This window comes from Mucilaginibacter galii (assembly GCF_014635825.1).
In the GTDB taxonomy this organism is placed as follows: Bacteria; Bacteroidota; Bacteroidia; order Sphingobacteriales; family Sphingobacteriaceae; genus Mucilaginibacter; species Mucilaginibacter galii.
In genome coordinates this window covers 30,191-52,802 of the sequence record NZ_BMDO01000009.1, presented here as the reverse complement: position 1 = coordinate 52,802, position 22,612 = coordinate 30,191, and the positions used below count along the sequence as shown (strand labels likewise).

Annotated in this window: 19 protein-coding genes; 17 read left to right on the top strand and 2 right to left on the bottom strand. The window is 43.2% G+C overall.

The annotated features are described in order from the left end of the window. Positions 1-412: 412 nt before the first annotated feature. Genes IEV61_RS15350 through IEV61_RS15340 form a run of 3 tightly spaced genes read left to right on the top strand, consistent with a single transcriptional unit; the run spans position 413 to position 5,611 of the window. Positions 413-1,162: a segregation and condensation protein A gene (locus tag IEV61_RS15350; RefSeq protein ID WP_188417924.1), complete on the top strand. Its 750-nt coding sequence runs from the start codon at positions 413-415 to the stop codon at positions 1,160-1,162. Between the two features lie 31 nt (positions 1,163-1,193). Then, on the top strand, positions 1,194-2,465 hold the full coding sequence (glyA, locus tag IEV61_RS15345; RefSeq protein WP_188417923.1) for a serine hydroxymethyltransferase: 1,272 nt from the start codon (positions 1,194-1,196) through the stop codon (positions 2,463-2,465). 17 nt (positions 2,466-2,482) lie between these two features. Further along, complete coding sequence (locus IEV61_RS15340; RefSeq protein ID WP_188417922.1) at positions 2,483-5,611, top strand: PAS domain S-box protein; 3,129 nt, start codon at positions 2,483-2,485, stop codon at positions 5,609-5,611. Between the two features lie 232 nt (positions 5,612-5,843). Here IEV61_RS15340 and IEV61_RS15335 read toward each other — a convergent pair whose 3' ends face one another. Both IEV61_RS15335 and rlmN read right to left on the bottom strand, forming a co-directional pair. Continuing rightward, the gene (locus IEV61_RS15335; RefSeq protein ID WP_188417921.1) at positions 5,844-6,542 is read right to left on the bottom strand and encodes a ComF family protein; all 699 of its coding nucleotides are present in this window, start codon (positions 6,540-6,542) and stop codon (positions 5,844-5,846) included. 62 nt (positions 6,543-6,604) lie between these two features. After that, positions 6,605-7,705, bottom strand: a complete 1,101-nt coding sequence (gene rlmN / locus IEV61_RS15330; protein WP_188417920.1) for a dual-specificity RNA methyltransferase RlmN — start codon at positions 7,703-7,705, stop codon at positions 6,605-6,607. A 187-nt stretch (positions 7,706-7,892) separates the two neighbouring features. Between rlmN and IEV61_RS15325 the strand changes: the two genes are divergently transcribed. The 14 genes from IEV61_RS15325 to ruvA all read left to right on the top strand — a co-directional run bounded on the left by IEV61_RS15325 (position 7,893) and on the right by ruvA (position 22,591). Next, entirely contained in the window at positions 7,893-9,056 is a 1,164-nt protein-coding gene (locus IEV61_RS15325) for an amidohydrolase family protein (RefSeq protein ID WP_188417919.1), read from the top strand. A gap of 53 nt (positions 9,057-9,109) precedes the next feature. Further along, positions 9,110-9,385: an acylphosphatase gene (locus IEV61_RS15320; RefSeq protein WP_308472336.1), complete on the top strand. Its 276-nt coding sequence runs from the start codon at positions 9,110-9,112 to the stop codon at positions 9,383-9,385. Between the two features lie 196 nt (positions 9,386-9,581). Further along, positions 9,582-11,063 carry a lipopolysaccharide biosynthesis protein gene (locus IEV61_RS15315; protein WP_188417918.1) on the top strand — a complete coding sequence of 494 codons (1,482 nt, stop codon included), beginning with the start codon at positions 9,582-9,584 and terminating at the stop codon, positions 11,061-11,063. 3 nt (positions 11,064-11,066) lie between these two features. Further along, positions 11,067-11,501, top strand: a complete 435-nt coding sequence (gene dut / locus IEV61_RS15310) for a dUTP diphosphatase (RefSeq protein ID WP_188417917.1) — start codon at positions 11,067-11,069, stop codon at positions 11,499-11,501. A 9-nt stretch (positions 11,502-11,510) separates the two neighbouring features. Further along, positions 11,511-13,241: a tetratricopeptide repeat protein gene (locus IEV61_RS15305; protein WP_188417916.1), complete on the top strand. Its 1,731-nt coding sequence runs from the start codon at positions 11,511-11,513 to the stop codon at positions 13,239-13,241. Continuing rightward, positions 13,219-14,016: a lipoprotein insertase outer membrane protein LolB1 gene (gene lolB1, locus IEV61_RS15300; RefSeq protein WP_188417915.1), complete on the top strand. Its 798-nt coding sequence runs from the start codon at positions 13,219-13,221 to the stop codon at positions 14,014-14,016. Before IEV61_RS15305 ends, lolB1 begins: the two co-directional genes overlap by 23 nt. Before the next feature lie 19 nt (positions 14,017-14,035). Next, complete coding sequence (locus tag IEV61_RS15295) at positions 14,036-15,349, top strand: murein hydrolase activator EnvC family protein (protein ID WP_188417914.1); 1,314 nt, start codon at positions 14,036-14,038, stop codon at positions 15,347-15,349. Positions 15,350-15,404: 55 nt separating this feature from the next. Next, positions 15,405-15,719 (top strand): Sec-independent protein translocase subunit TatA/TatB, encoded by a 315-nt coding sequence (locus tag IEV61_RS15290; protein WP_188417913.1) that lies wholly within the window; start codon positions 15,405-15,407, stop codon positions 15,717-15,719. 21 nt (positions 15,720-15,740) lie between these two features. Then, positions 15,741-15,953 carry a Sec-independent protein translocase subunit TatA/TatB gene (locus IEV61_RS15285; RefSeq protein ID WP_188417912.1) on the top strand — a complete coding sequence of 71 codons (213 nt, stop codon included), beginning with the start codon at positions 15,741-15,743 and terminating at the stop codon, positions 15,951-15,953. A gap of 93 nt (positions 15,954-16,046) precedes the next feature. Further along, complete coding sequence (gene gatA / locus IEV61_RS15280) at positions 16,047-17,480, top strand: Asp-tRNA(Asn)/Glu-tRNA(Gln) amidotransferase subunit GatA (RefSeq protein ID WP_188417911.1); 1,434 nt, start codon at positions 16,047-16,049, stop codon at positions 17,478-17,480. A gap of 54 nt (positions 17,481-17,534) precedes the next feature. After that, positions 17,535-18,833 carry a lytic transglycosylase domain-containing protein gene (locus tag IEV61_RS15275; RefSeq protein WP_188417910.1) on the top strand — a complete coding sequence of 433 codons (1,299 nt, stop codon included), beginning with the start codon at positions 17,535-17,537 and terminating at the stop codon, positions 18,831-18,833. Between the two features lie 130 nt (positions 18,834-18,963). Next, positions 18,964-19,374: a hypothetical protein gene (locus IEV61_RS15270; RefSeq protein ID WP_188417909.1), complete on the top strand. Its 411-nt coding sequence runs from the start codon at positions 18,964-18,966 to the stop codon at positions 19,372-19,374. 145 nt (positions 19,375-19,519) lie between these two features. After that, positions 19,520-21,805 carry an NADP-dependent malic enzyme gene (locus IEV61_RS15265; RefSeq protein WP_188417908.1) on the top strand — a complete coding sequence of 762 codons (2,286 nt, stop codon included), beginning with the start codon at positions 19,520-19,522 and terminating at the stop codon, positions 21,803-21,805. 201 nt (positions 21,806-22,006) lie between these two features. Next, complete coding sequence (gene ruvA, locus IEV61_RS15260; protein ID WP_188417907.1) at positions 22,007-22,591, top strand: Holliday junction branch migration protein RuvA; 585 nt, start codon at positions 22,007-22,009, stop codon at positions 22,589-22,591. Positions 22,592-22,612: the final 21 nt, after the last annotated feature.

Below are 22,612 nucleotides of genomic sequence, written 5' to 3'. Positions count from 1 at the left end.
CCCTGCCCTCCCCAAGGAGGGAATTAAAAAGAACACTCACCCCGCGAACAAGAGCATCGGCCTGACAGAAAAGGGGGCCAGCGTGGGCCTTGTGCGGGGAAGCTTTTTTCTGTCTTGATTTTTTTGTTACTTTTTGTATCAAGACAAAACTTAGCGGTAGCGATCTCATGAACACCATAAAAAAACAAACATATGTGAATAACGTAATGGGCCTCTCCGGCCAAGAGGAGACGAAGGTTGTTCGTTAGCATAAAATAAGGTTCAAAACGCACTAACCGAGCTAACCAGCACCTAACCGCTCGAACAGGATTTCTCACTACCGTTCGAAATGACAATACTTGAATTTGGTGTGCATTGACAGACTGTTAATTTAGACAAAGTCTTAACACACAATCACTATCTTTGAATTAGCATGTCTGATGAGAGTTTCGCCATCCGCTTACCGCAGTTCGAAGGCCCTTTCGATCTGTTGTTGTTCTTCATAGAACGCGATGAACTGGACATTCATGAAATAGCCATTTCGCAAATCACCAACGACTTTCTCGACTATATTCACCAGATGAGCAGCCTCAATATGGAGCTGGCCAGCGAGTTTATTTTTGTGGCGGCTACGCTCATGCGCATCAAAGCCAAAATGTTGCTGCCCCGCTACGAGGCCGAAAATGGCGAAACCGAGGCCGACAGTAAAGAAGACCTCATTCGTAAACTCATCGAATACAAAAAGTTTAAAGATATATGCGAGCAGCTGCGCCCGCTGGAAGAGGAACGCCTGAAGCAGGAACGCCGTGGCAACATTGCCGAAGAACTGGCCGGTATTGAGGCAGTAACAATGCCCGGCGAAGAACTCGCCGACTTAACCCTATACCGCTTAATGCAGGTATACGAGCGGGTAAACCGTCGCTTTTTATCCCGCAGCGAAGAGGTTACCCACACCGTAGTGCAGTATCCTTATACTATTGAAAAGCAAAAAAAAGCCATTGATGATTTGCTTCGTATTAACGGCCGGTTAGATTTTGATGCCATGGTTAAAAACTCAGATAACCGGGTACATTTTATCTATAACTTTTTGGCCATGTTAGAGATGTTGCAGCAAGAATTAATAGACATACAAATAGGGGTAAGCTATAATAATTTTTGGATTGCGCCCAAAACACCCCATTGATTTTGATTAACTTAGGCGCCTTATAAAGATCATGAAAAAAGATAAAATAATATTTCAGCTACTGGATGATGAGCAGAAACGCCAGGAAGAAGGCCTTGAACTTATCGCATCAGAAAACTTTGTGAGCAAGCAGGTAATGGAAGCCGCAGGCTCTGTTGCCACCAATAAATACGCCGAGGGTTTACCCGGTAAACGCTACTATGGCGGTTGCGAAATTGTTGACGAAATTGAAACCATAGCTATTGAGCGTGCCAAGCAATTGTTCAATGCAGAGTGGGTTAACGTGCAGCCGCACTCAGGTGCCCAGGCCAATGCTGCCGTAATGCTGGCTATACTAAACCCCGGAGATAAAATTTTAGGTTTCGACCTCTCGCATGGCGGTCACTTAACTCATGGTTCGCCGGTAAATTTTTCAGGTAAATTGTACCAACCGTTCTTTTACGGGGTTAAAAAAGATACCGGTTTAATTGACTACGAACAACTGCGCGAGGTTGCCCTGCGCGAAAAACCAAAACTGATCATCTGCGGTGCTTCGGCCTACTCACGCGATTGGGATTATGCCTTCATACGCCAGGTAGCCGATGAAGTTGGTGCCCTGGTACTGGCCGATATTTCGCACCCGGCAGGCTTAATTGCCCGCGGTTTATTAATAGACCCGCTTCCGTTTTGTCATATTGTAACCACTACCACCCACAAAACCCTGCGCGGCCCACGTGGCGGTATGATTATGATGGGTAAAGATTTTGAAAACCCATGGGGGTTAAAAACGCCTAAAGGCGAGGTCAAAAAAATGTCGGCCTTGTTAGATTCGGCTGTTTTTCCAGGTACGCAAGGCGGACCGTTAGAGCATATTATTGCAGCTAAAGCCGTTGCTTTTCATGAAGCATTGAGCGATGGCTATTTAAAATACGTAGTACAGGTTAAACTCAATGCACAGGCTATTTCTAAGGCTTTGGTTGATATGGGTTACGAAATCGTATCGGGCGGCACCGATAATCACCTGATATTAATTGATTTGCGTAACAAAGGCATCTCGGGTAAAGCAGCCGAAAATGCTTTGGTGCAGGCAGATATTACCGTGAATAAAAACATGGTGCCTTACGATGATAAATCGCCGTTTGTTACGTCGGGTATCCGTATTGGTACCGCTGCGGTTACCACACGCGGTATGAAAGAGAAGCAAATGGAGCAAATTGCCGAACTGATTGACGCGGTAATAAAAAATCCGGAAGATGAACCTTCTATAAAGAAAGTACGTAAAAGTGTTCATGCGTTAACGGAGAAATTTCCGCTTTACAGCTAAACAACATTAAAATTGAAATGATAATAACACGGGGCATTGTTCCTGATAATGAAGACGAACGCTTAAAGGCACTGCATACTTACGATATTCTGGATACCCTTCCGGAAGCGGAGTACGATGCCATTACGCGTTTGGCTTCATATATCTGTCAGGCCCCGTTTGCACTCATTTCTTTTATTGATAACAGTCGACAGTGGTACAAATCTGCCGTTGGTTTGCCCCTTTCAGAAACGCCCCGCGCCGAAACCTTTTGCCAGCACACCATTATGGATGATGTATTGGTTGAAGTGCCCGATGCTACGTTGAGCGAACTGTTTCATGACTACGAACATGTAAAAGGAGGGTTGGGTGTAAGGTTTTACGCCAGCGCTCCTTTAATAGATCCTGATGGATACCGCTTAGGTACTCTATGTGTATTTGATCAGCAGCCAAAGGTATTAACCGATGATCAGCGCGATGCCTTGCGTACGCTGGCTGGCGCCGTGATATCGCACCTGGCATTACGCAAGCAAAAAAAAGAGCTCGAACTAAATCTCAAGCGCCACGAAGAGTTTTTTCTGCTCTTCAACAGTTCGTCGGAAATCCACTACATAGCCGACGAAACTTCTAAAATAGAACTTATTAACAACACGGTTGAAACTGTTTTAGGCTATAAGCCCGAGCAGTTGATAGGCCGTTCATTGTGGGAATTTGAGGTAAACCAGGACCGTAACCAGTTTGCCCAGCAAATTGAAAGCGGCCTGCGGTCAAAAAGGGCTTTTGAAATAGAAACCTGTGTGAGGGCTAAAAGTGGCGCCGAAAAGTGCATTAGCTGGACGGTAATAAACCGCGAGGGCAAATGGTACGCCAGCGGCCGTGATGTTACTGAACAAAAAAAGGTGCAGGCGCAGTTAGAGCAGCTTTCGCTGGTGGCCAGTAAAGTTAGCAACGGTGTGGTAATAGCCGATGCCGAAAACCGGGTAATTTGGACCAATGAAGCCTTTGAGCGCATAACCGGCTACCAACTGGCCGATATGCAGGGCAAACGTATGGGCCTTACCCTGATGGGCGATTATGCCGACCAGGCCATTAGCAGCCACGTTGACGAAATGCTGAAGACAAGTAAGGCTTTCGAAATAGAGATCAAAATTCAGCATAAAGAAGGCCACATCATGTGGGTTTCGATCACTAATTCGCCCATACTCAACAGTGCTGGCAAGGCCGAAAAATATGTAAAAATTGTTACAGATATTACTGCCCGCAAAAGTGCCGAAAAGGATGTGGAGATCTTATCCTTCGCTTCAGAAAAATCGCCAAGTGGTGTGGTTATACGCGACCGCGATAGCCGGATTATTTGGATGAACGAGGCGCTCGAAAATACGCTGGGCTATAAGCTCGAAGAATTAAAGGGCAAAACATTTGGTAATTTTCTCATTGGAGCTAATACAGACCTGAGTGTTTATGAAAAGGCAAAAATTGCCTATGCCGAAAACCAGCCTTACGAGGTAGAACTTCAAATCTATAAAAAAGACGGAACACCTTACTGGGTAAATTTGGCCAATAGTCCGTTCTTTAATAAAGAAGGAACATTGGAACGGCAAATTACCGTTTGCGTAGATATAACCGAGCGTAAAAGGAACGAAGAGCAGCTTACCATGCTTTCGTTAGTAGCCAGCAGTACAGTAAGCGGGGTTATTATTAACGATGCTGAGGGTAACGTGGAATGGGTAAACCCGGCGTTTGAGGCAATAACCGGCTACGGCATTATGGATGTTTATGGTAACCACCTGGGCGATGTATTGAAAGGGGAATTGACGGATACTAGCATCATCGAACAATCGCGCGAGTTGTCAAAGAATAAGCAATCTTTTGAGGTAGATTTGCTGGTTTACCGCAAAAATGGTCAGCCGCTGTGGATCACGGTCATTAACTCAGTGATATTGAATGAAGCCGGTAAGGTGAATAAATATATTGAGGTGATCATTGACATTACCTCTAAGAAAATGGCCGAGCGTGAACTTATTGCTGCCAAAGAAGAAGCGCAGCAGTTGAACAAGGCCAAAGATATGTTCATCTCCGTAATGAGCCATGAAATACGTACGCCGCTGAATGCGGTGATCGGCATGTCGCACTTATTGTCTGAAGATAATCCTACTGAGTCGCAAAAAGAGAACCTTGATATACTTAAGTTTTCGGCCGAGAACCTGATGACGCTGATTAATGATGTGCTCGATTTTACCAAAATAGAAACAGGTAACATAGAGCTCGAGAAAATTAACCTCGACCTGCGTGAGATGGTGCAGAGTATTACCAGCTCTTTGCAGTACAAGGTGGCCGAGAAAGGTATTTATCTTAGCCAGAGTATAGATGACGCACTGCCAAAATACATATTAGGCGACCGTACACGGCTGGTGCAAATACTGCTGAATATTATTAGCAACGCCGTTAAGTTTACCGAAAAAGGTGGGGTTAACATTGATTTAAAGGTAATTGAAGAAAGCGCCCAGGAAGTACGCATACGTTTTGCCATAATTGATACCGGAATTGGTATCCCGGCTGACAAAACAAATACTATATTTGAATCTTTTAAACAAGCCTCGGCCGATACCACGCGTAAATACGGGGGTACAGGTTTAGGACTGGCTATATCTAAAAGTTTAATTGAGCTGCACGATTCGCGTATAAACGTAGATAGTGAGCTTGGCCAGGGGTCAACCTTCTGGTTTACTATAACCTTTAAAAAAGTGGATCAAACAGCTGTAAGTAATGATAATGCTGCCGAAATTGGCTTGAAGATGAACGTATTGGTGGTTGATGACAACCAGATCAATCGTTTGCTTATTAATAAGGTACTCAAGAAATGGGGCGTTACTGCCGATTTTGCCGAGAATGGCTTAGAGGCTATCCAAAAAACGGTTGCCAATCATAATTACGATGTAATATTAATGGATATTCATATGCCCGAAATGGGCGGCCTGGAAGCTACCCAGCTGTTACGCGGCAAAGATGATGAGTATTGCCGCAAGGTACCTATTATAGCCTTAACAGCATCGATGTTGAGCAACCAGCTTGATCAGATTGAAGAAGTGGGTATGAACGATTTTATCCTGAAACCCTTCGATCCTAAAAATCTGTACGATAAATTAAGCCGTTACCAAAAGCAATAAAATTTGGCATAAAAAAACAGGAGCTGCAACTTATCGCAAACTCCTGCCATTAATTATGATCAAACGCTCCGGGTACTTGTACGGGAGTGTTCTATAAAAGTTTCATTAATTATTAAGAAATTTTTATTTTCTAATTTTGCAAGCAAAAGCGAATGAGGAAATATGAAGTTTTTTGTACTTTTTTGATGAAACGGCGAAATATTATGAACTTATATGAGCCGTTTTTGCCATTTTAAACGGCGTAAGCCATAGCAGCAATACTTAGCTGCAACCCTGGTATTTTTAACAACTCCTGCGCGCAGGCCTCTAAAGTTGAGCCTGTGGTAATAATATCATCCACTAACAAAATATGCTTGTCTTGCAGGCGCTCCGGGTGCTTAAGGGCAAACACCTGTTGCATATTCTCAAACCGCGCAAAACGGCTTTTGTGGGTCTGTGTGGCCGTTTTAACAGTACGGATGAGGTTGTTTTCTTCTACTTGGGCCAACAATTTAGCCGCCAATCCGTGTGCAAAATTAGCGCTTTGGTTGTAACCCCTTTCGCGCAACCTGCTCTTGTGAAGTGGAACTGGTATAATATAGTCAACCTGTTGTAATTGAGTATTTTGCGATAATTGTAGCCCGCTAATTTCCCCCAATTTATTACCTATTTTTTGCATGCCCTGGTACTTAAACTGGTGCATGAGGTGCTGTACTTCACCTCCTTTTTCAAAGTAAAGCAGGGCGTATGCATACTGTAAATCAATTTTCCCCCAAAACTGGCGGGCCACCATATTATCGGGCTGACTGTGGAAGTTGGTATAGGGGAGGTTATACAGGCAAGCCGTACAAATAAGTTCTTCGGTGCCCAGTAAATTAGCCCTGCATGCCTGGCAAAGCCTTGGAAATAAGAGATTTAAAAAATTGGCCAGGTAACCGGTACGCAGGTTCATGCTTAAACAGAATATAGAATCAAGAGTACAGATTCAAGCGCACAAAAGCAAGTCGGGGCAAATTAAGATACCAATGCCTGTACAACTGGCGCTGTATTCTTAACTTCTTCCTTGGCTTTATCCTTTACGGCTAACTGTCCACAGGCGGCATCAATATCTTTACCGCGGCTGCGGCGTACGTTAGTAATAACGCCTTGTTTGCGCAAATAAGCGGCAAAGGCATCTATTTTATCCTCGCCTGCATTGGTGAAATCGGCAAAAGAAATAGGGTTATATTCGATGATATTGACCTTACAAGGTATGTGCTTGCAAAATTTAGCCAGTTCTACGGCATCCTGCAATTCATCATTAAAGTTGTTAAATACAATGTACTCGTAGGTAACCGCATTCTTGGTTTTGCTGTAATAGTATTTAAGCGCCTCGGCCAAAGCTTTTAACGAGTTTTGCTCATTAATGGGCATGATTTCGTTACGCTTAATGTCATTAGCCGCATGTAACGACAGGGCTAAATTGAATCTTACCTCATCATCGCCCAGCTTTTTAATCATTTTGGCAATGCCTGCAGTAGATACGGTAATGCGTTTAGCCGCCATGCCCAGCCCGTCTTCGGCAGTAATGCGCTCTATAGATTTAAGTACATTAGCATAGTTAAGCAAGGGCTCGCCCATACCCATGTAAACGATATTAGTAAGCGGAATGCCATAATTTTGTTGCGCTTGCTGGCTAAGCAACACTACCTGGTCGTAAATTTCGTCGGGATTTAAGTTGCGTTTACGGTCCATGTAACCCGTTGCGCAGAATTTACAAGTAAGGCTGCAACCCACCTGCGATGAAACACAAGCCGTCATACGCTCGGTGGTTGGAATTAAAACACCCTCAATTAGGTGGGTATCGTGCAACTTAAAAGAATTTTTTATAGTTTTATCCGCACTAAACTGTGAGTTATTTATTACAACGTTATTTATAGCGAAGTTTTCATCCAGTTTTTTGCGTAGTTCTTTAGAAATGTTGCTCATGTCCTCAAATGAAAAGCACGATTTTTTCCAAAGCCACTCATAAACCTGCTTGGCTCTGAAACTTTTTTCACCAAGATTGGTAAAGTGTTGCTGCAGAGCTTCTAAACTCAGGCTACGGATATCAATTTTGCTATTATTTGCGTTCACAATACAAAGATAGTTAAATTTAGTTGGCCTATATTTGCAGCTACGTTTTTGAATTGTAAAATTAAAAAACAACAACTTTAAGTTAATTGTATTACAAAGTCGTTATATAATTGTACAATGTTGTTATAGATACATTCTGTATCAGATTAGTGCCGGGGTGGTAGATAGATAGATAAATTTCATTTAAATGAAAAGTTTTAGAGCCGATTACGTTTTTCCTATTAATGCCGATCCAGTAAAAAATGGAATAGTTACTGTTGATGACGATGGTAAGATAATATCTGTAAGCACCCATGCCCAACCCGATGTTGAGGTTGAACAATTAAACGGCATAATTTGCCCCGGTTTTATAAACACCCACTGTCACGTAGAGTTATCTCACCTTCACGAAAAAACTACACAGGGTACAGGTTTAGTTGATTTTATTAAAGCTATACAGCAATTGCGAGCAGGCGATAACGATGCCATAGCCGATGCAGCCATTCGTGCCGACCAGCAAATGTATGACAACGGAATAGTAGCCGTTGGCGATATTTCTAATAGTGCGCTTAGCTTACCGGTTAAGCAAAATAGCAAGCTATATTATCACACTTTTATTGAAATGTTCAGCTTCATACCCGAAAGGGCCGAAGAAACATTTCAAACGGCGGTAGAACTACAGAAACAATTCAAACCACTCTCTGCCTCGCTTACACCACATGCGCCTTACTCTGTATCTAAAGACCTGTTTAAGCTTTTAAAACAGCACACCGATGCTAACGAGAACCTCATTAGCATGCACAATCAGGAATGCGAGGATGAGAATAAGTTTTATCGCTATAAAAACGGCAAGTTTTTAGAGATGTACGAGAGCTTTAGCCTGGATATAAGCTACTTTAAGCCACAGGCACGTAATTCTATACAGTCGGTTATACCGCTTATCAGTAACAGGCAGCAGGTGTTGTTGGTTCATAATACTTGTACCAATTTAAAAGATATCTATTTTGTAAAGCGTTTTGATCGTAAAATAAACTGGTGTTTTTGCCCTAATGCCAATTTATACATCGAGGGTAAACTTCCAAAAGTTGATCTTTTTGTTGATGAAGGCTTTAATATAACGCTGGGTACCGATAGTTTGGCTTCTAATGCCAAGCTCTGCATTTTGAGCGAAATGCGTACCATACAGCAGCATTTTCCGGCCATAACTATGGCTAAACTGTTGGAGTGGGCTACCATTAACGGTGCTAAATTTTTAGGTATAAGCGATGATTACGGTTCGCTTGAAGCCGGTAAAAAGCCAGGCTTAAACTTGATCACAGGTTTAGATGGCTTAAAAATCACGCCTGATACGCAGGTAAAACGTTTACTTTAATCTCTTCTTAATTAATCATAACCCGTATAATTGCATTTAGTAATTTAAGGGTTATGATCAAGCATTTAAATATAACCGTGCAGGGTAAAGTGCAGGGTGTGTCTTACCGTGCCACCACTAAAGCCGTAGCCGACCAGTTAGGCGTACGTGGCCTTGTACGCAACGAGCCCAATGGCGATGTATTTATTGAAGCCGAAGCCGAACCTATGCTGATGGACATGTTCGTAGAGTGGTGCAACGAAGGCCCGGATCCGGCTCGTGTAACTTTGGTAACCACCGAAGAGGGTGAAATTAAAAACTATCGTAATTTTGAAGTGGTGAAGAAGTAGAGTAACGAGTACAGAGTGCGGGGATAAGAGATGCCGGATATATGTTACTTGAAATTTACTCCAAATGCGTTAGGGGTATAAGCTGATACCGGCCCGTGGCTAAGGCCTGCAGGCGTATAAGCGGATAGCCCGAGCCCAACGGGAACGCCCGATAACTTATTCTTTAAGAAGATAAAACCAATTTAAATAATATTACTTGTCAACTGCTAAAAAATTTGCCGGGCAAACCGCAGTATATGGTTTAACAACCGTAGCGGGCCGTACATTAAACTTTTTTCTTACTTCTTTATATACCCGCGCCTACTCACCGAGTGTTTACGGCATATTTGGTAACATGTTTAGCTGGGCCTCTATATTTAATGCATTGCTTGCATTCGGTATGGAAACCACTTATTTCAGGTATCTTAATAAACATTCTGATAGTAAGCAAAAGGTATACAACAATTCTTTTGGAGCTATTTTTATTATAACGGTATTGTTTCTGTTAGTAACCCTGCCTTTGGTAAAGCCAATAACAGCATGGATACGAATTGATAGACATACATCTATGGCGGATTATGTAAATTATACCCGCTTTTTTATAGGTATATTAGTTATTGATGCCTGGTGTGTAATTCCGTTCGCTAAGCTACGTGCCGAAGGACGCCCGGGTCGTTATGGGATGCTTAAACTGGTGAATATCTTTATTTTCATCGGCTTGAATTTACTTTTTATTGTCGGCCTACCTTACATAATTAACCATCAATTGCCTGGTGCAGGTTTCTTGCTCGCAAATTTTAGACCTGGCTGGCTCGGTTATGTATTTCTGTCGAACTTAATAGCAAGTTTTGTGACATTTTTAATGTTACTGCCAGAACTGCTAAAACTGCGACCGGTATTAGATAAGCCCATGCTCAGCGAAATGCTGAAGTACAGCTGGCCTGTATTAATAGCTAACTTCTCGTTTATTATTAACGAAACATCAGATAAACTGCTTTTAGGTAAACTACTGCCCGAGAGTATAAGTAGCGGTCAGGTTGGTATTTACACGGCATGTGCTAAAATAGCTATATTTTTAAACCTCTTTGTACAGGCGTTTAGATTAGGTGCCGAGCCATTCTTTTTTAGCCAGGCAAAAAATAAGAATGCAACCGGTACATATGCTCAAATTATGAACTATTTCATCATAGCCGTGGCACTAATATTTGTGGGGCTAATGGCTAACATTGAGTTGTTGAAGTATTTTGTAGGAAAATCTTATTGGTCTGGCTTAAATGTGGTGCCGTTGTTACTGTTGGGTTATGTATGTTTAGGTATATACATGAACTTATCTATATGGTATAAGTTATCCGACCAAACTAAATACGGACTATATATCTCCAGTGTAGGCGCAGTGTTAACTATCGTTATAAACGTTGTTTTTATACCCAAGTATAGTTACATGGCATCGGCATGGGCCTCGTTAACAGCTTATGCCAGTATGATGATCATGTCGTACATCTGGGGGCAAAAAAATTATCCTATCCCTTATAATCTCAAAAAGAACTTAACCTACATTATAAGTTCCGTCATAATCGTATTTTTATCTTTTAGCGTATTTCACCGTAGTTTGCTGATAGGTAACGGCCTGCTTGTTTTATTTGCAGGTGCTGCTTTTATGGCCGAACGTAAACAGATAATGGCTATACTTAAAAAATAAACAATGATCATTCGCATTATCAATAACTCTAAAAATAACCTGCCCGCTTACGAAACGCTGCATGCCGCTGGTATGGACCTGCGTGCTGATGTAGAAGCTACCGTAGTGCTAAAACCTATGGAGCGCAAACTCATCCCTACCGGGTTGCATATAGAATTGCCTGAAAGTTTTGAGGCGCAGATACGCCCACGTAGTGGTTTAGCGTTTAAGCATGGTATTGGCATTGTTAACTCGCCCGGTACGGTTGATGCCGATTACCGCGGAGAGATTAAAGTATTGCTTATCAATTTTTCGGACACCGATTTTGAGATCAACGTGGGCGATCGTATTGCACAAATGGTGGTAGCCAAGCATGAGAAAGTACAGTGGGAGCAGGTGGAAGTGTTAAACGAAACATCGCGTGGTATGGGTGGTTACGGGCACACAGGCGTGGTATAATTTAAAAACATGAAATTTGGTTACTGGTGTTTAGGATTGTTGCTGTCACCGGCTTTGACATTTGCTCAGGGCAGTGGAGGTAATTCGGCTATTATTCCGGGGCGTACGCCAGTTCTATCTGCCGATAGCCTGGCCGTTAATCAAATTTATTTTGAAGCCCTGCGCCGTAAAACCATTGAAGACCAAAAAGGCGCTGCCGAGATGTTTGCGCGCGTGCTGCAGTTAGACTCCCGTAACGATGCCGCCATGTACGAGCTTTCGAGCTTGCAAAAGCTTCAGAATAACCAGCCCGAGGCGCAAAAGTTGCTGGAACGTGCTGTGGCCCTGAAACCCGATAACGAATGGTATTGGGTTTCGTTAGCTACCAGCTACGAAAAATCTAACGATATTCTCAAATTACAGCATGTTTTTGATGAACTGCTTCGCATTAATCCCAACAAGACCGATTACTATTTTGACAAAGCCAGTGCCTTTATGCTGGAGCAAAAGTATGATGAAGCATTAGCAGTATACACACGTTTAGAACAACTGACCGGCTTAACCGACGATTTGGTTGCAAGCAGACAAAAAATCTATCTAAAACAAGGCAAAATAGATTTGGCCGCTGGCGAAGTTGAGCAGTTATTGGTTAACAATCCCGACCAGGTAAGATATTATCTGCTGTTAGGCGAAATTTATAACTCCAATAACTTAACCGATAAAGCCCTTAAAGTACTGCAACGCGGTGAGAAGGTTAAACCCGACGATGGGATGATTCATCTGGCCCTGGCCGATACGTATCGTACTAAAAAAGACCTGGAAGCCAGTTATAAACAATTGCAGCTGGCCTTTTCATCGCCTGCGTTGGATATAGACCAAAAGGTGCGCATAATACTGGGCTATACCCCTAAGTTCCCCGACCCTAATGCCCGCGCCAGTGCCTTGGAGTTAAGTCGTATTGCGGTTGGCGTTCACCCCAACGATGCCAAGGCGCAGGCACTTTACGGCGATATGCTGGCGCAAAACAATAAGTTTAAAGAAGCTAAGGCAGCTTACCAAAAATCGGTGCAGTTAAACCCCGAAATTTATGCCGTGCACGAGCAGTTAGTAAGGCTTGATTTGGGTGATAATGCTTTAGACGATGCCATTAAAGATGGCGAGAATGCCTTATCGCTTTTTCCTAACCAGGCATGGATGAATTACCTGGTGGGTGTGGCTTATTTACAAAAGAAAGATGCCACCAAGGCATTAGGTTATCTGAAGAATACAGTGGCTTTAGAACTGGATGATAAAGATTTGTCGGCCCAAAGCTATGCCGCCCTGGGCGATTGTTACCACGAGTTGAAAGATAATGCAAAATCTGACGCGGCTTATGATAAAGCTTTGATATTTAACCCCGATAATATTTACACATTAAACAACTACGCCTATTATCTGTCTATACGTGGAGAGCAGTTGGAAAAAGCCGCACAATTGTCTAAACATAGTATCGATATTCAGCCAAACACGGCCTCGTTCGAAGATACTTATGCATGGATACTGTTCAGGCAAAAAAAGTATGCCGATGCTAAAACCTGGATAGAAAAGGCGCTGCAACATGGCAAGGACGCAAGCGCAACGCAGACAGAGCATTATGGCGATATCCTGTTTTACCTGGGCAATACCGATGCTGCTGTTCAAAACTGGAAAAAGGCAAAAGAATACGGCGCCAAATCGCCGTTATTAGATAGAAAGATAAATGAGAAGAAATATATTGAATAAATTGCTGATTGCTTTTTGCGTAATGGCTGTATTTGGCTGTAAGGCAAAAAAGCAACTGGTTGTACGCAAGGCCGACTCGGCCGTTGTTAACAAGCCAACCGTAAACCCAGCACTGGCTAAAATTACTGCTATTAAGTCGAAGCAGGTATTGTTTAACACTTTTTCGGGCCGGGCCAAAACAAAGTTGACATTCGATGGCAAGAGCAATGATGTTACGCTGAATATCCGCATACAGCATGGTAAAAAAATATGGGTATCTATCACCGCGCTTTTAGGCATTGAAGTGGCCCGTGCCTTAATAACGCCCGATAGTATTCAGGTAATTAACCGTATACAGGGCGTATACATTAAAAAACCTTTCAGCTATGTGTATACTTATGCCAACCGCGAGGTTAATTATTTAACGGTTGAGTCGCTGCTGGTGGGTAATGCCATTACCGAATTGCTTAATGAGAATAGTAAGGTGGAAACCGCTGCCAGTGGCAATACCACCATAAGCGGTAGCTTGCAAAATTTGGTTTATAACTTATTGATAGGGGCCGATTTTAAAGTTACCCGCACCAGTTTTGCCAATGCAGCAGCAAGGCAATCGTTACAGGTAACCAATGGTCAGTTTATACAGGCCGACGGTCGCATTATTCCTTCTCAGATCAGTATAAATTCTGTTGTACAGAACAAAAGTATTCAAGCCGAACTGGAATATAACCGTACCGAATTTAACCAGGTATTAGAATATCCGTTTAGTATTCCGGCCAGATTTGAACCTGCCAATTAAAATCAATATTTTTGGGCGGATGAAATTTGTAAAAATTGTATTACTTCTCGTTTTAACAGTTGGTTTCTTTAGTGCCCGTGCACAAAGCAGCGCCGAATTAAAGCGCAGGCGCATAGAGTTAACCAATGAGTTGGAAAGCCTGAAGCGCGAGTTACAGGAAACGCAGAACAACAAGAAGTCTACCTTTAAGCAGCTCAATATATTGAAAGCGCAAATTAGTTTGCGTGAAGAAAAGATCAACACGGTAAACTCCGAAATTCGCCTGTTGAGCAGCCAGATCAACGAAAATACCAACACGGTACATACCCTGCAAGAACAGCTCGATCAGCTAAAAAAAGAGTACGCGGCCATGATCGTGTTTGCCTATCATAACCAAAGTGCCTATAATAAACTGATGTTTGTGTTTGCCGCCAAAGATTTTAACCAGGCTTACAAGCGCTTAAAGTATTTACAGCAATTTGGTAATTACCGCGAGCGCCAGGCGCAATCTATCCAAGGCACACAGAAGGTATTGCATGTAAAAATAAATCAGCTCGACCGTACCAAGAACGAAAAAAGCAACTTATTACAGGAGCAGCAAAAAGAAAAAGAAACCTTAGGCAAAGAGCGTAATAGCCAGGTTGCCGTAGCCGAAGATTTATCTAAACAGGAAGGGGCACTTAAAAAGCAGCAAAGAGCCTTGTTGGCCCAACGTAAAAAGGTTGATCAGCAATTTGCATCGGCCCTGCGTCGTGAAATTGCCGAAGCGCGTCGTAAAGCCGAGGCCGAAGCCCGTGCCGAAGCGCAGCGTTTAGCGGCTATTGCTGCCGAAAAGGCCCGTGCCGAAAATAAATCGGCCGCAGAGATTGCCATCGCTGCAAAGCCAAAACCCATTGTTCGTAAAACCGATTCGGAAGTATTATCGTCCACCCCCGAGGCAGCCAAATTGTCTAATGACTTTTTGGGGAATAAAGGCCGCCTGCCATGGCCGGTTGCCACCGGGCAAATTGTGCAAGGCTTTGGCGTGTACTACACCGAGGGCATCCGTAACGATAACCAAGGGATAGATATCCGCACGCCGGCTAATTCGCCCGTAAGGGCTGTGTTTGATGGCGAGGTGAGTAACGTAGTTGATATCAGTGGTACTTACCTGGTTATTATTCGTCATGGTAAATACTTTACCGGTTACCTCAACCTGCGCTCGGTAAGCGTAAGCAGCGGGCAAAAAATTAACACCCGCCAAACCATAGGCACTGCCGCCACCGACCCGGCCACCGGCGAAACCATGGTGCACTTTGAAGTGCGTAATGTGGATGCGGTTGTAAATCCTAAAACTTGGCTTGCTCCACAATAAGTTGGAACATTGTGAAGTTATAATTGTATATATTTGTACCTTTAAATAATTACTCATGCTTAGTTCGGTTCTGTTATTCCTGAACATCGGCTCATCTGAGATGATCCTGATACTTTTTGTAGCACTTTTATTATTTGGGGGTAATAAGCTGCCCGAACTCGCAAGAGGTTTAGGCAAGGGGATCCGCGATTTCAAAGATGCCTCAGAAGGAGTGAAGCGCGAGATACATAATCAGATAAATAACTACGACGAAAAACCGTCGGAGCCTGTAGTTCGTAATTCAGATACTGAAACAGGAACGAATACTACAACGGCCAGTGAAGAACCCGGCCATACAGAACACGATTCTACAGTTAAAAAAGAATATTAAAATAAATAAACGATCATCATCATGGGAGGATTAGGCGCACCAGAAATTATTATTATCCTGGTTATTGTGTTATTATTATTCGGAGGACGCAAAATTCCTGAACTAATGAAAGGATTAGGACAGGGCGTTAAAGAATTCAAAGACGCAAGCAACAAGGACAATACTACAACCACCACTACTAACACATCTACAACCCGTCCAACCACGGAAGATACAACCAACGTGCATCCGTAATAGGATACGGTAGGCCGGTAGTTTCAAATTATAAAACTTATTAGCGGGTAATATTTTATTATCAACTGATAAGTTTTTTTATTTTAGCGCTCTATGGCTAAAAATTACAACACCTTAACACAAATACAGCACGACCTGCAAAGCGGTGCTATTACGGTTAAGGAATTGGTAACACAATACCTCCATAACATTAAACAATATGCCCACCTCAAAGCTTTCAACGAGGTGTTCGAACAGGAGGCGATTCAAAAAGCCGAAGAACTGGATGAGCGTATAGTCACTGGTACCACAGGAAGGCTGGCCGGAATGGTCATAGCTATTAAAGACAATATTTGTTATAAAGGCCATCAGGTTACGGCTTCCTCAAAAATACTCGAGAACTTTACTTCTATATTTTCATCAACGGTAGTAGAACGTTTGCTTGCCGAAGATGCCATTATCATAGGCCGCTGTAACTGCGACGAATTTGCAATGGGCGGCGCTAATGAGAACTCTTACTTTGGCCCGGTAAAAAACATGGCCGATGAAAGCCGTGTTCCCGGAGGTTCATCAGGCGGTTCGGCAGTGGCGGTACAGGCCGGTATGTGTCATGCCGCTATTGGCACCGATACTGGTGGTTCTATCCGTCAGCCGGCATCCTTTTGCGGTGTGGTAGGTTTAAAACCTACGTATGGCCGCGTATCCAGGCATGGCATTATTGCTTACGCATCTTCATTTGACCAGCCGGGACCAATTACGCAATCTGTTGAAGATGCGGCTCTATTGCTCGAAATAATGGCCGGTGCCGATGATTATGACAGTACAGCTTCGCGCGAGCCAGTGGCAGCATACAGCAATCTACAACCATCAAGCGGTAAAAAGAAGATAGCTTACCTGCAAGAGGTGCTGGATAGTGAGGGATTGGATGCCGAAGTTAAAGCCACCCTGCTTAAAACCATTGAAGATCTCAAGGCAGATGGGCACACTGTTGAACCGGTATCATTCGAGTATCTGGATTATGTTGTTCCTACTTACTACATTCTCACCATGGCTGAGGCATCTTCAAACTTGGCCCGCTACGATGGTGTGCATTATGGATATCGTAGTCCTAATGCAGTAGACTTGGTTACTACTTACAAGCGTTCACGCTCAGAAGGTTTTGGCACCGAGGTTAAGCGTAGAATTATGCTGGGTACCTTTGTGCTAAGCGCCGGTTACTACGATGCCTACTATGCAAAAGCGCAGAAAGTGCGTCGCCTTATAAAAGAACGCACCGATGAGATCTTAAAGGAATTTGATTTTATACTGACGCCAACTGCTCCTGAGCCTGCATTTAAAATAGGGCGGCAGGATATAGACCCGATAGTTACTTACCTGGAAGATATATTTACCGTACAGGCTTCATTGGCCGGAATACCTGCAATTTCGCTGCCTATGGAGAATAATAGTGCGGGTTTACCGTTAGGGTTGCAGCTTACTACTAAAGCCTTTAACGAAGCCGAGTTGTTAAATTTTGCAACTTATTTTGTGGGTTTGCGTAAAAGTTAATAAATTAGTTGCTGCGGAAAGTTTCGCACAAGCCATTACCTGTAATCCCTGATAATGAAGAAACTATTTACGATCATTCTTTGCGTCGTTGCATCGCAATCTTACAAAGCCCTGGCGCAGCCGGTTTTAGATACAACCTTAGCAGAACAAATCTCAGGGCAAAATTACCTGCAAAGCTATAAGCGCATTCTTCCTGCACCGGTAGCTGCCCAAATTCAACAAAATGCTTACGAAAACTCTGCTTTTAGGGTCCGGCTGGATTCTATGCAGAAAGACGTTCCCTTAGATTATAACGAGTTTGTACAGGCCTATATCAATGCTTATACTTCAGGCTCCCGCCGGGGTGATATACCTCGTATTATGGGTTTGTCTAAATATTACTTCCCTATTTATGAGAAGGCATTTCGTGAAGCTGGTATTCCTGATGAGATTAAGTATTTGTCTATCGTAGAGTCATCGCTCGATCCTAATGCCGTATCGCGTGTAGGTGCAACCGGTCCGTGGCAGTTTATGTTTGCTACCGGCAAAAATTACGGCCTTAACGTAAATAACTATGTTGATGAGCGCCGCGATCCTATCCAAGCTACTTATGCAGCTGCTGCTTACCTAAAAGATGCTTACCAGGAATTTGGTGACTGGCTGCTGGCCATTGCTTCTTATAACTGTGGTAAAGGCAGTGTAGAACGCGCCATGCAGCAGGCTAATGCGGTTGATTTTTGGTCTATTCGCCAATATTTGCCCTCAGAAACCCGCGGTTACGTACCGGCTTTTATTGCTACAGCTTACATCATGAAGTATTACAACCAGCATGGCATTATGCCGCAGGCTTGCAATATGAACTTAACTACAGATACGGTTGTGGTAAACAAATTCGTATCGTTAAACAACGTAGCCCGTGTGTTAAACATTGACGCCAACGAACTGGCTCTCCTTAACCCGGCATATACCAAACGAATTGTGAACGGAACTACCAAGGCCCCGCGCCGTGTAGTTATCCCGCAATTAGGTAAAGAAAAATATGGTTTATTATACAGCGCTTTAAACGGCGATGCCATTACCGAAAGAAATACGCAACCTGTTTATGCTACTGTTGCTGATGAGACAACAACAGTAACTACTAATAACAATGTTGCCGCCACAACATCAAAAGTAAAAACGCAGCATGTTGTTAAAAGAGGCGAAACGTTGAGTGGTATTGCAGACAAGTATGGTATCGATGTAGAAGACCTGCGGATATGGAATAACATTCGTGGCAACAAGGCTACACCCGGTAAAAAGTTGATGCTTTCGGCTCCAAATTTGGCAACCGGCAAACCTGCTACAGCCGGTAAAGAGTTGGCTATGGTGAAGTAATAAACATAACCAATTATAAAAAAGAAGCCACAGTATACATACTGTGGCTTTCTCGTTTCTTAACAGACGTTGTAATGTTTAAGTACTGAAATAGTTAACAGATTTGTTATTGTATCTAACTTGTAAATTCATGAATATTATAAAGAAGCTTACTATTTGCGCTGTATATCTTTTGATCTTTTGTTTGTGGTTAGCTCCCAAGGTGAGTGCGCAAACATCGCTCGAAATTAAGAAAGCCGATAAATTATTTAGCGGCTTTTGGATAGATAGAAAAACCAGTAGACAATTACTTATAGGTGTTGAGAAAGATGGGTATGTTATTATAAACGACTGGACCGGCAAAATGCAGGACAGGGGAAGTGCTGATGCCTACAAAGCTAACATCAAAGGAGAGAAACTGATTATGCCTCCAGAGTTTGAACACCATGCCCCATATGCGGAAATACTGATACTGAATAAAAAGCTTATCTATCTAACTAAGTTTAAAGACGTAACAGGTAAAGAAGTAGTAACCAGGCAATCTTTTGTGAAGAGGAATTAAAACATAGAAAATAAGTTATCCGGTCGGTTTGGTTCGCTAAAATGATGGTATACAATAGGCTTTCCCATCCATTCCATTAATAATCAACCTAATTGTGCAACAGTTTAAAAAGGAATTGTAATTTTGCCCACCTGATTTAGAGAAGATGAATACCAATAAACGCAAACAAGATGCCCTGAATTACCACTCTAAGGGCCGTCCCGGCAAGATACAGGTAGTTCCAACCAAGCCCACTAATTCGCAGCGCGACCTTACCATGGCTTACTCGCCGGGTGTGGCCGAGCCTTGCCGCGAAATTGCCGCCAATACCGACGATGTTTATAAATACACAGCCAAAGGTAACTTGGTAGCCGTTATAAGTAACGGTACAGCTGTATTGGGTTTGGGCGATATTGGCCCCGAGGCCAGTAAACCGGTTATGGAGGGTAAAGGCTTATTGTTTAAAATATATGCCGATATTGATGTGTTTGACCTGGAGTTGAACACCAAAAATGTTGATGAATTTGTTAATATAGTTAAGGCACTTGAGCCTACATTTGGTGGTGTAAACCTTGAGGATATATCGGCCCCAACCTGTTTTGAAATAGAACGGCGCTTAAAAGCCGAGATGAATATCCCGGTAATGCATGATGATCAGCATGGTACGGCTATTATATCTGGTGCTGCGCTGATGAATGCCTGCGAAATTCAGGGAAAAAAGCTGGATGAAATTAAACTGGTGGTAAACGGTGCGGGTGCTGCTGCAGTATCTTGTACCAAAATGTACCTGCAATTAGGTGTGAAAAAAGAAAACCTGTTAATGTTCGACATTGGCGGTTTAATTACGCCCGATCGTACCGACTTGGATGAAATCCGCCTGGAGTTTGCCAGCCACCGTACCGGTATAGTAACCCTTGCCGATGGTATGAAGGATGCTGATGTTTTCATCGGTCTTTCTGCCGGTAACCTGGTTAATGCCGATATGCTGAAAAGCATGGCACCAAACCCTATCGTGTTCGCTATGGCTAACCCCGAACCTGAAGTAGCTTATGATATAGCAGTAGCCGCTCGCGAAGACATTATTATGGCTACCGGCCGCAGCGATTATCCTAACCAGGTGAACAACGTATTGGGTTTCCCTTATATATTCCGTGGCGCATTAGACGTTCGTGCTACTGCCATTAACGAGGAAATGAAGATTGCGGCGGTGCATGCCATTGCCGAGCTTACCCGCAAGCCCGTACCCGAAGCTGTTAACTTAGCTTATAATACCACTAACCTGCGTTTTGGAAGAGATTACATTATTCCGAAGCCAATGGATCAGCGTTTGATCACCGAGGTTTCTGCTGCGGTAGCTAAAGCAGCGATAGATTCTGGCGTGGCCCGTATACAAATTACCGACTGGGATGCTTACGCCGAGCAGTTACGCTTACGCATAGGTGCCGATGATAAGCTGATGCGTAACCTGAGCGGCAAAGCCAAGCAAGCGCCAAAACGCGTAGTATTTGCCGAAGCCGATAATTATAAGATATTACGTGCAGCACAAATTGTAAAAGAAGAGGGTATCGCTATCCCTATACTATTAGGTAATACCGAAAAGATACGCCAGATTATTGACGAGCATAAGCTCGATCTGGATGATGTGAAGATTATTAACACGCTGGTTCCTTGCGAACGTCAGGAAGAATATGCACAGTTCTTGTATGAAAAGCGTCAGCGCCGTGGTATAACGTTATACGAAGCCAAAAAAATGATGCGCGACCGTAACTATTACGGTGCCAGCATGGTGCAGTTTGGCGATGCCGATGCATTAATATCGGGCTTAACCAAAAATTATGTGAGTACCATTAAACCGGCGTTGCAAATAATTGGTACCGAGCCGGGTGTAGCTAAGGTAGCCGGTATGTATATGATGATCACCAAGAAAGGTCCGTTGTTTTTTGCCGATACTACGGTGAACGTTAACCCAACCACGCAAGACCTGGTAGATATTACTGTACTAGTAGAACGTTCGGTTAAACAGTTCAACATCAGTCCGCGCATAGCCATGCTGTCATACTCTAACTTTGGTTCTAACGAGGGCGAGGTTCCTGAAAAAACACGCGAAGCCGTAAAAATACTGCACAAGCAATACCCCGATATGGTAATAGATGGTGAAATGCAGGCTAACTTTGCCATGAACCGCGATTTACTAAGCGACAATTTTCCATTTTCTACCCTGAACGGTAAGCCGGCAAATACCTTGATTTTCCCTAACCTCGAATCGGGTAACATAGCTTACAAACTATTGCAGGAAGTAGGCGGGGCTGAGGCGGTAGGGCCTATTTTACTGGGTATGAAAAAGCCGGTGCATGTGTTGCAGTTAGGTAGCTCCGTGCGCGAAATTGTTAACATGATCACTATTGCCGTGGTTGATGCGCAGCAAAAAGCGCAAGCCCAGGAGGCGCAATAGTAGCTACGGATAAATAATTATAGCTTGCCATTTATTGAAGGTTTTGATGAAACCTAATGGGATTTTGACCGTAAAAGGTCAAATTGCCTGATTCAATAAATGGCAAGTTTTTTTGTACCCGTGAACTCCAAAATTTTAGTACCTTTCTCTTCACAATCAAACTTATCTTTGATCTCTAAATTATAGCAATATCGAATAAAAATGTACGCATATATTGATGGCAAGCTGGCATTCAAAAGTCCGGCTTATGTGATAATTGATGCTGGTGGCGTGGGCTATCATATAAACATCTCCTTAAATACCTTCTCTAAAATAGGCGATGCCGAGCGTTGTAAGTTACATGTTTGGATGCATGTTAAAGAAGACGCCCACACGCTTTATGGTTTTTACGAAGAAGGCGAAAAACGCCTGTTTCTGCATTTGATCTCCGTTTCGGGCATTGGCCCTAATACCGGCCGTATGATGCTGTCTTCTATTACGCCACAAGAAATTCAGGCTGCAATTGTACAGGGTAACGTTACCCAAATACAGCGCATCAAAGGCATCGGTCCTAAATCGGCCCAGCGTGTTATTTTAGAGTTGCAGGATAAGCTTAAGAAAGACGGCCCAGATACCTTGATCTCTATGCCGGCTAACAATACCGTGAAAGATGAAGCATTATCGGCCCTGGTAATGCTTGGTTTTGCCCGCAATGCTGCTGAGAAAGTATTGGATGTCGAAATAGGTAAAAACACGGGTACTTTAACCGTAGAACAACTGATAAAGTTTGCGCTAAAAAGCTTATAATTAACCGTTTAATTTTAACTG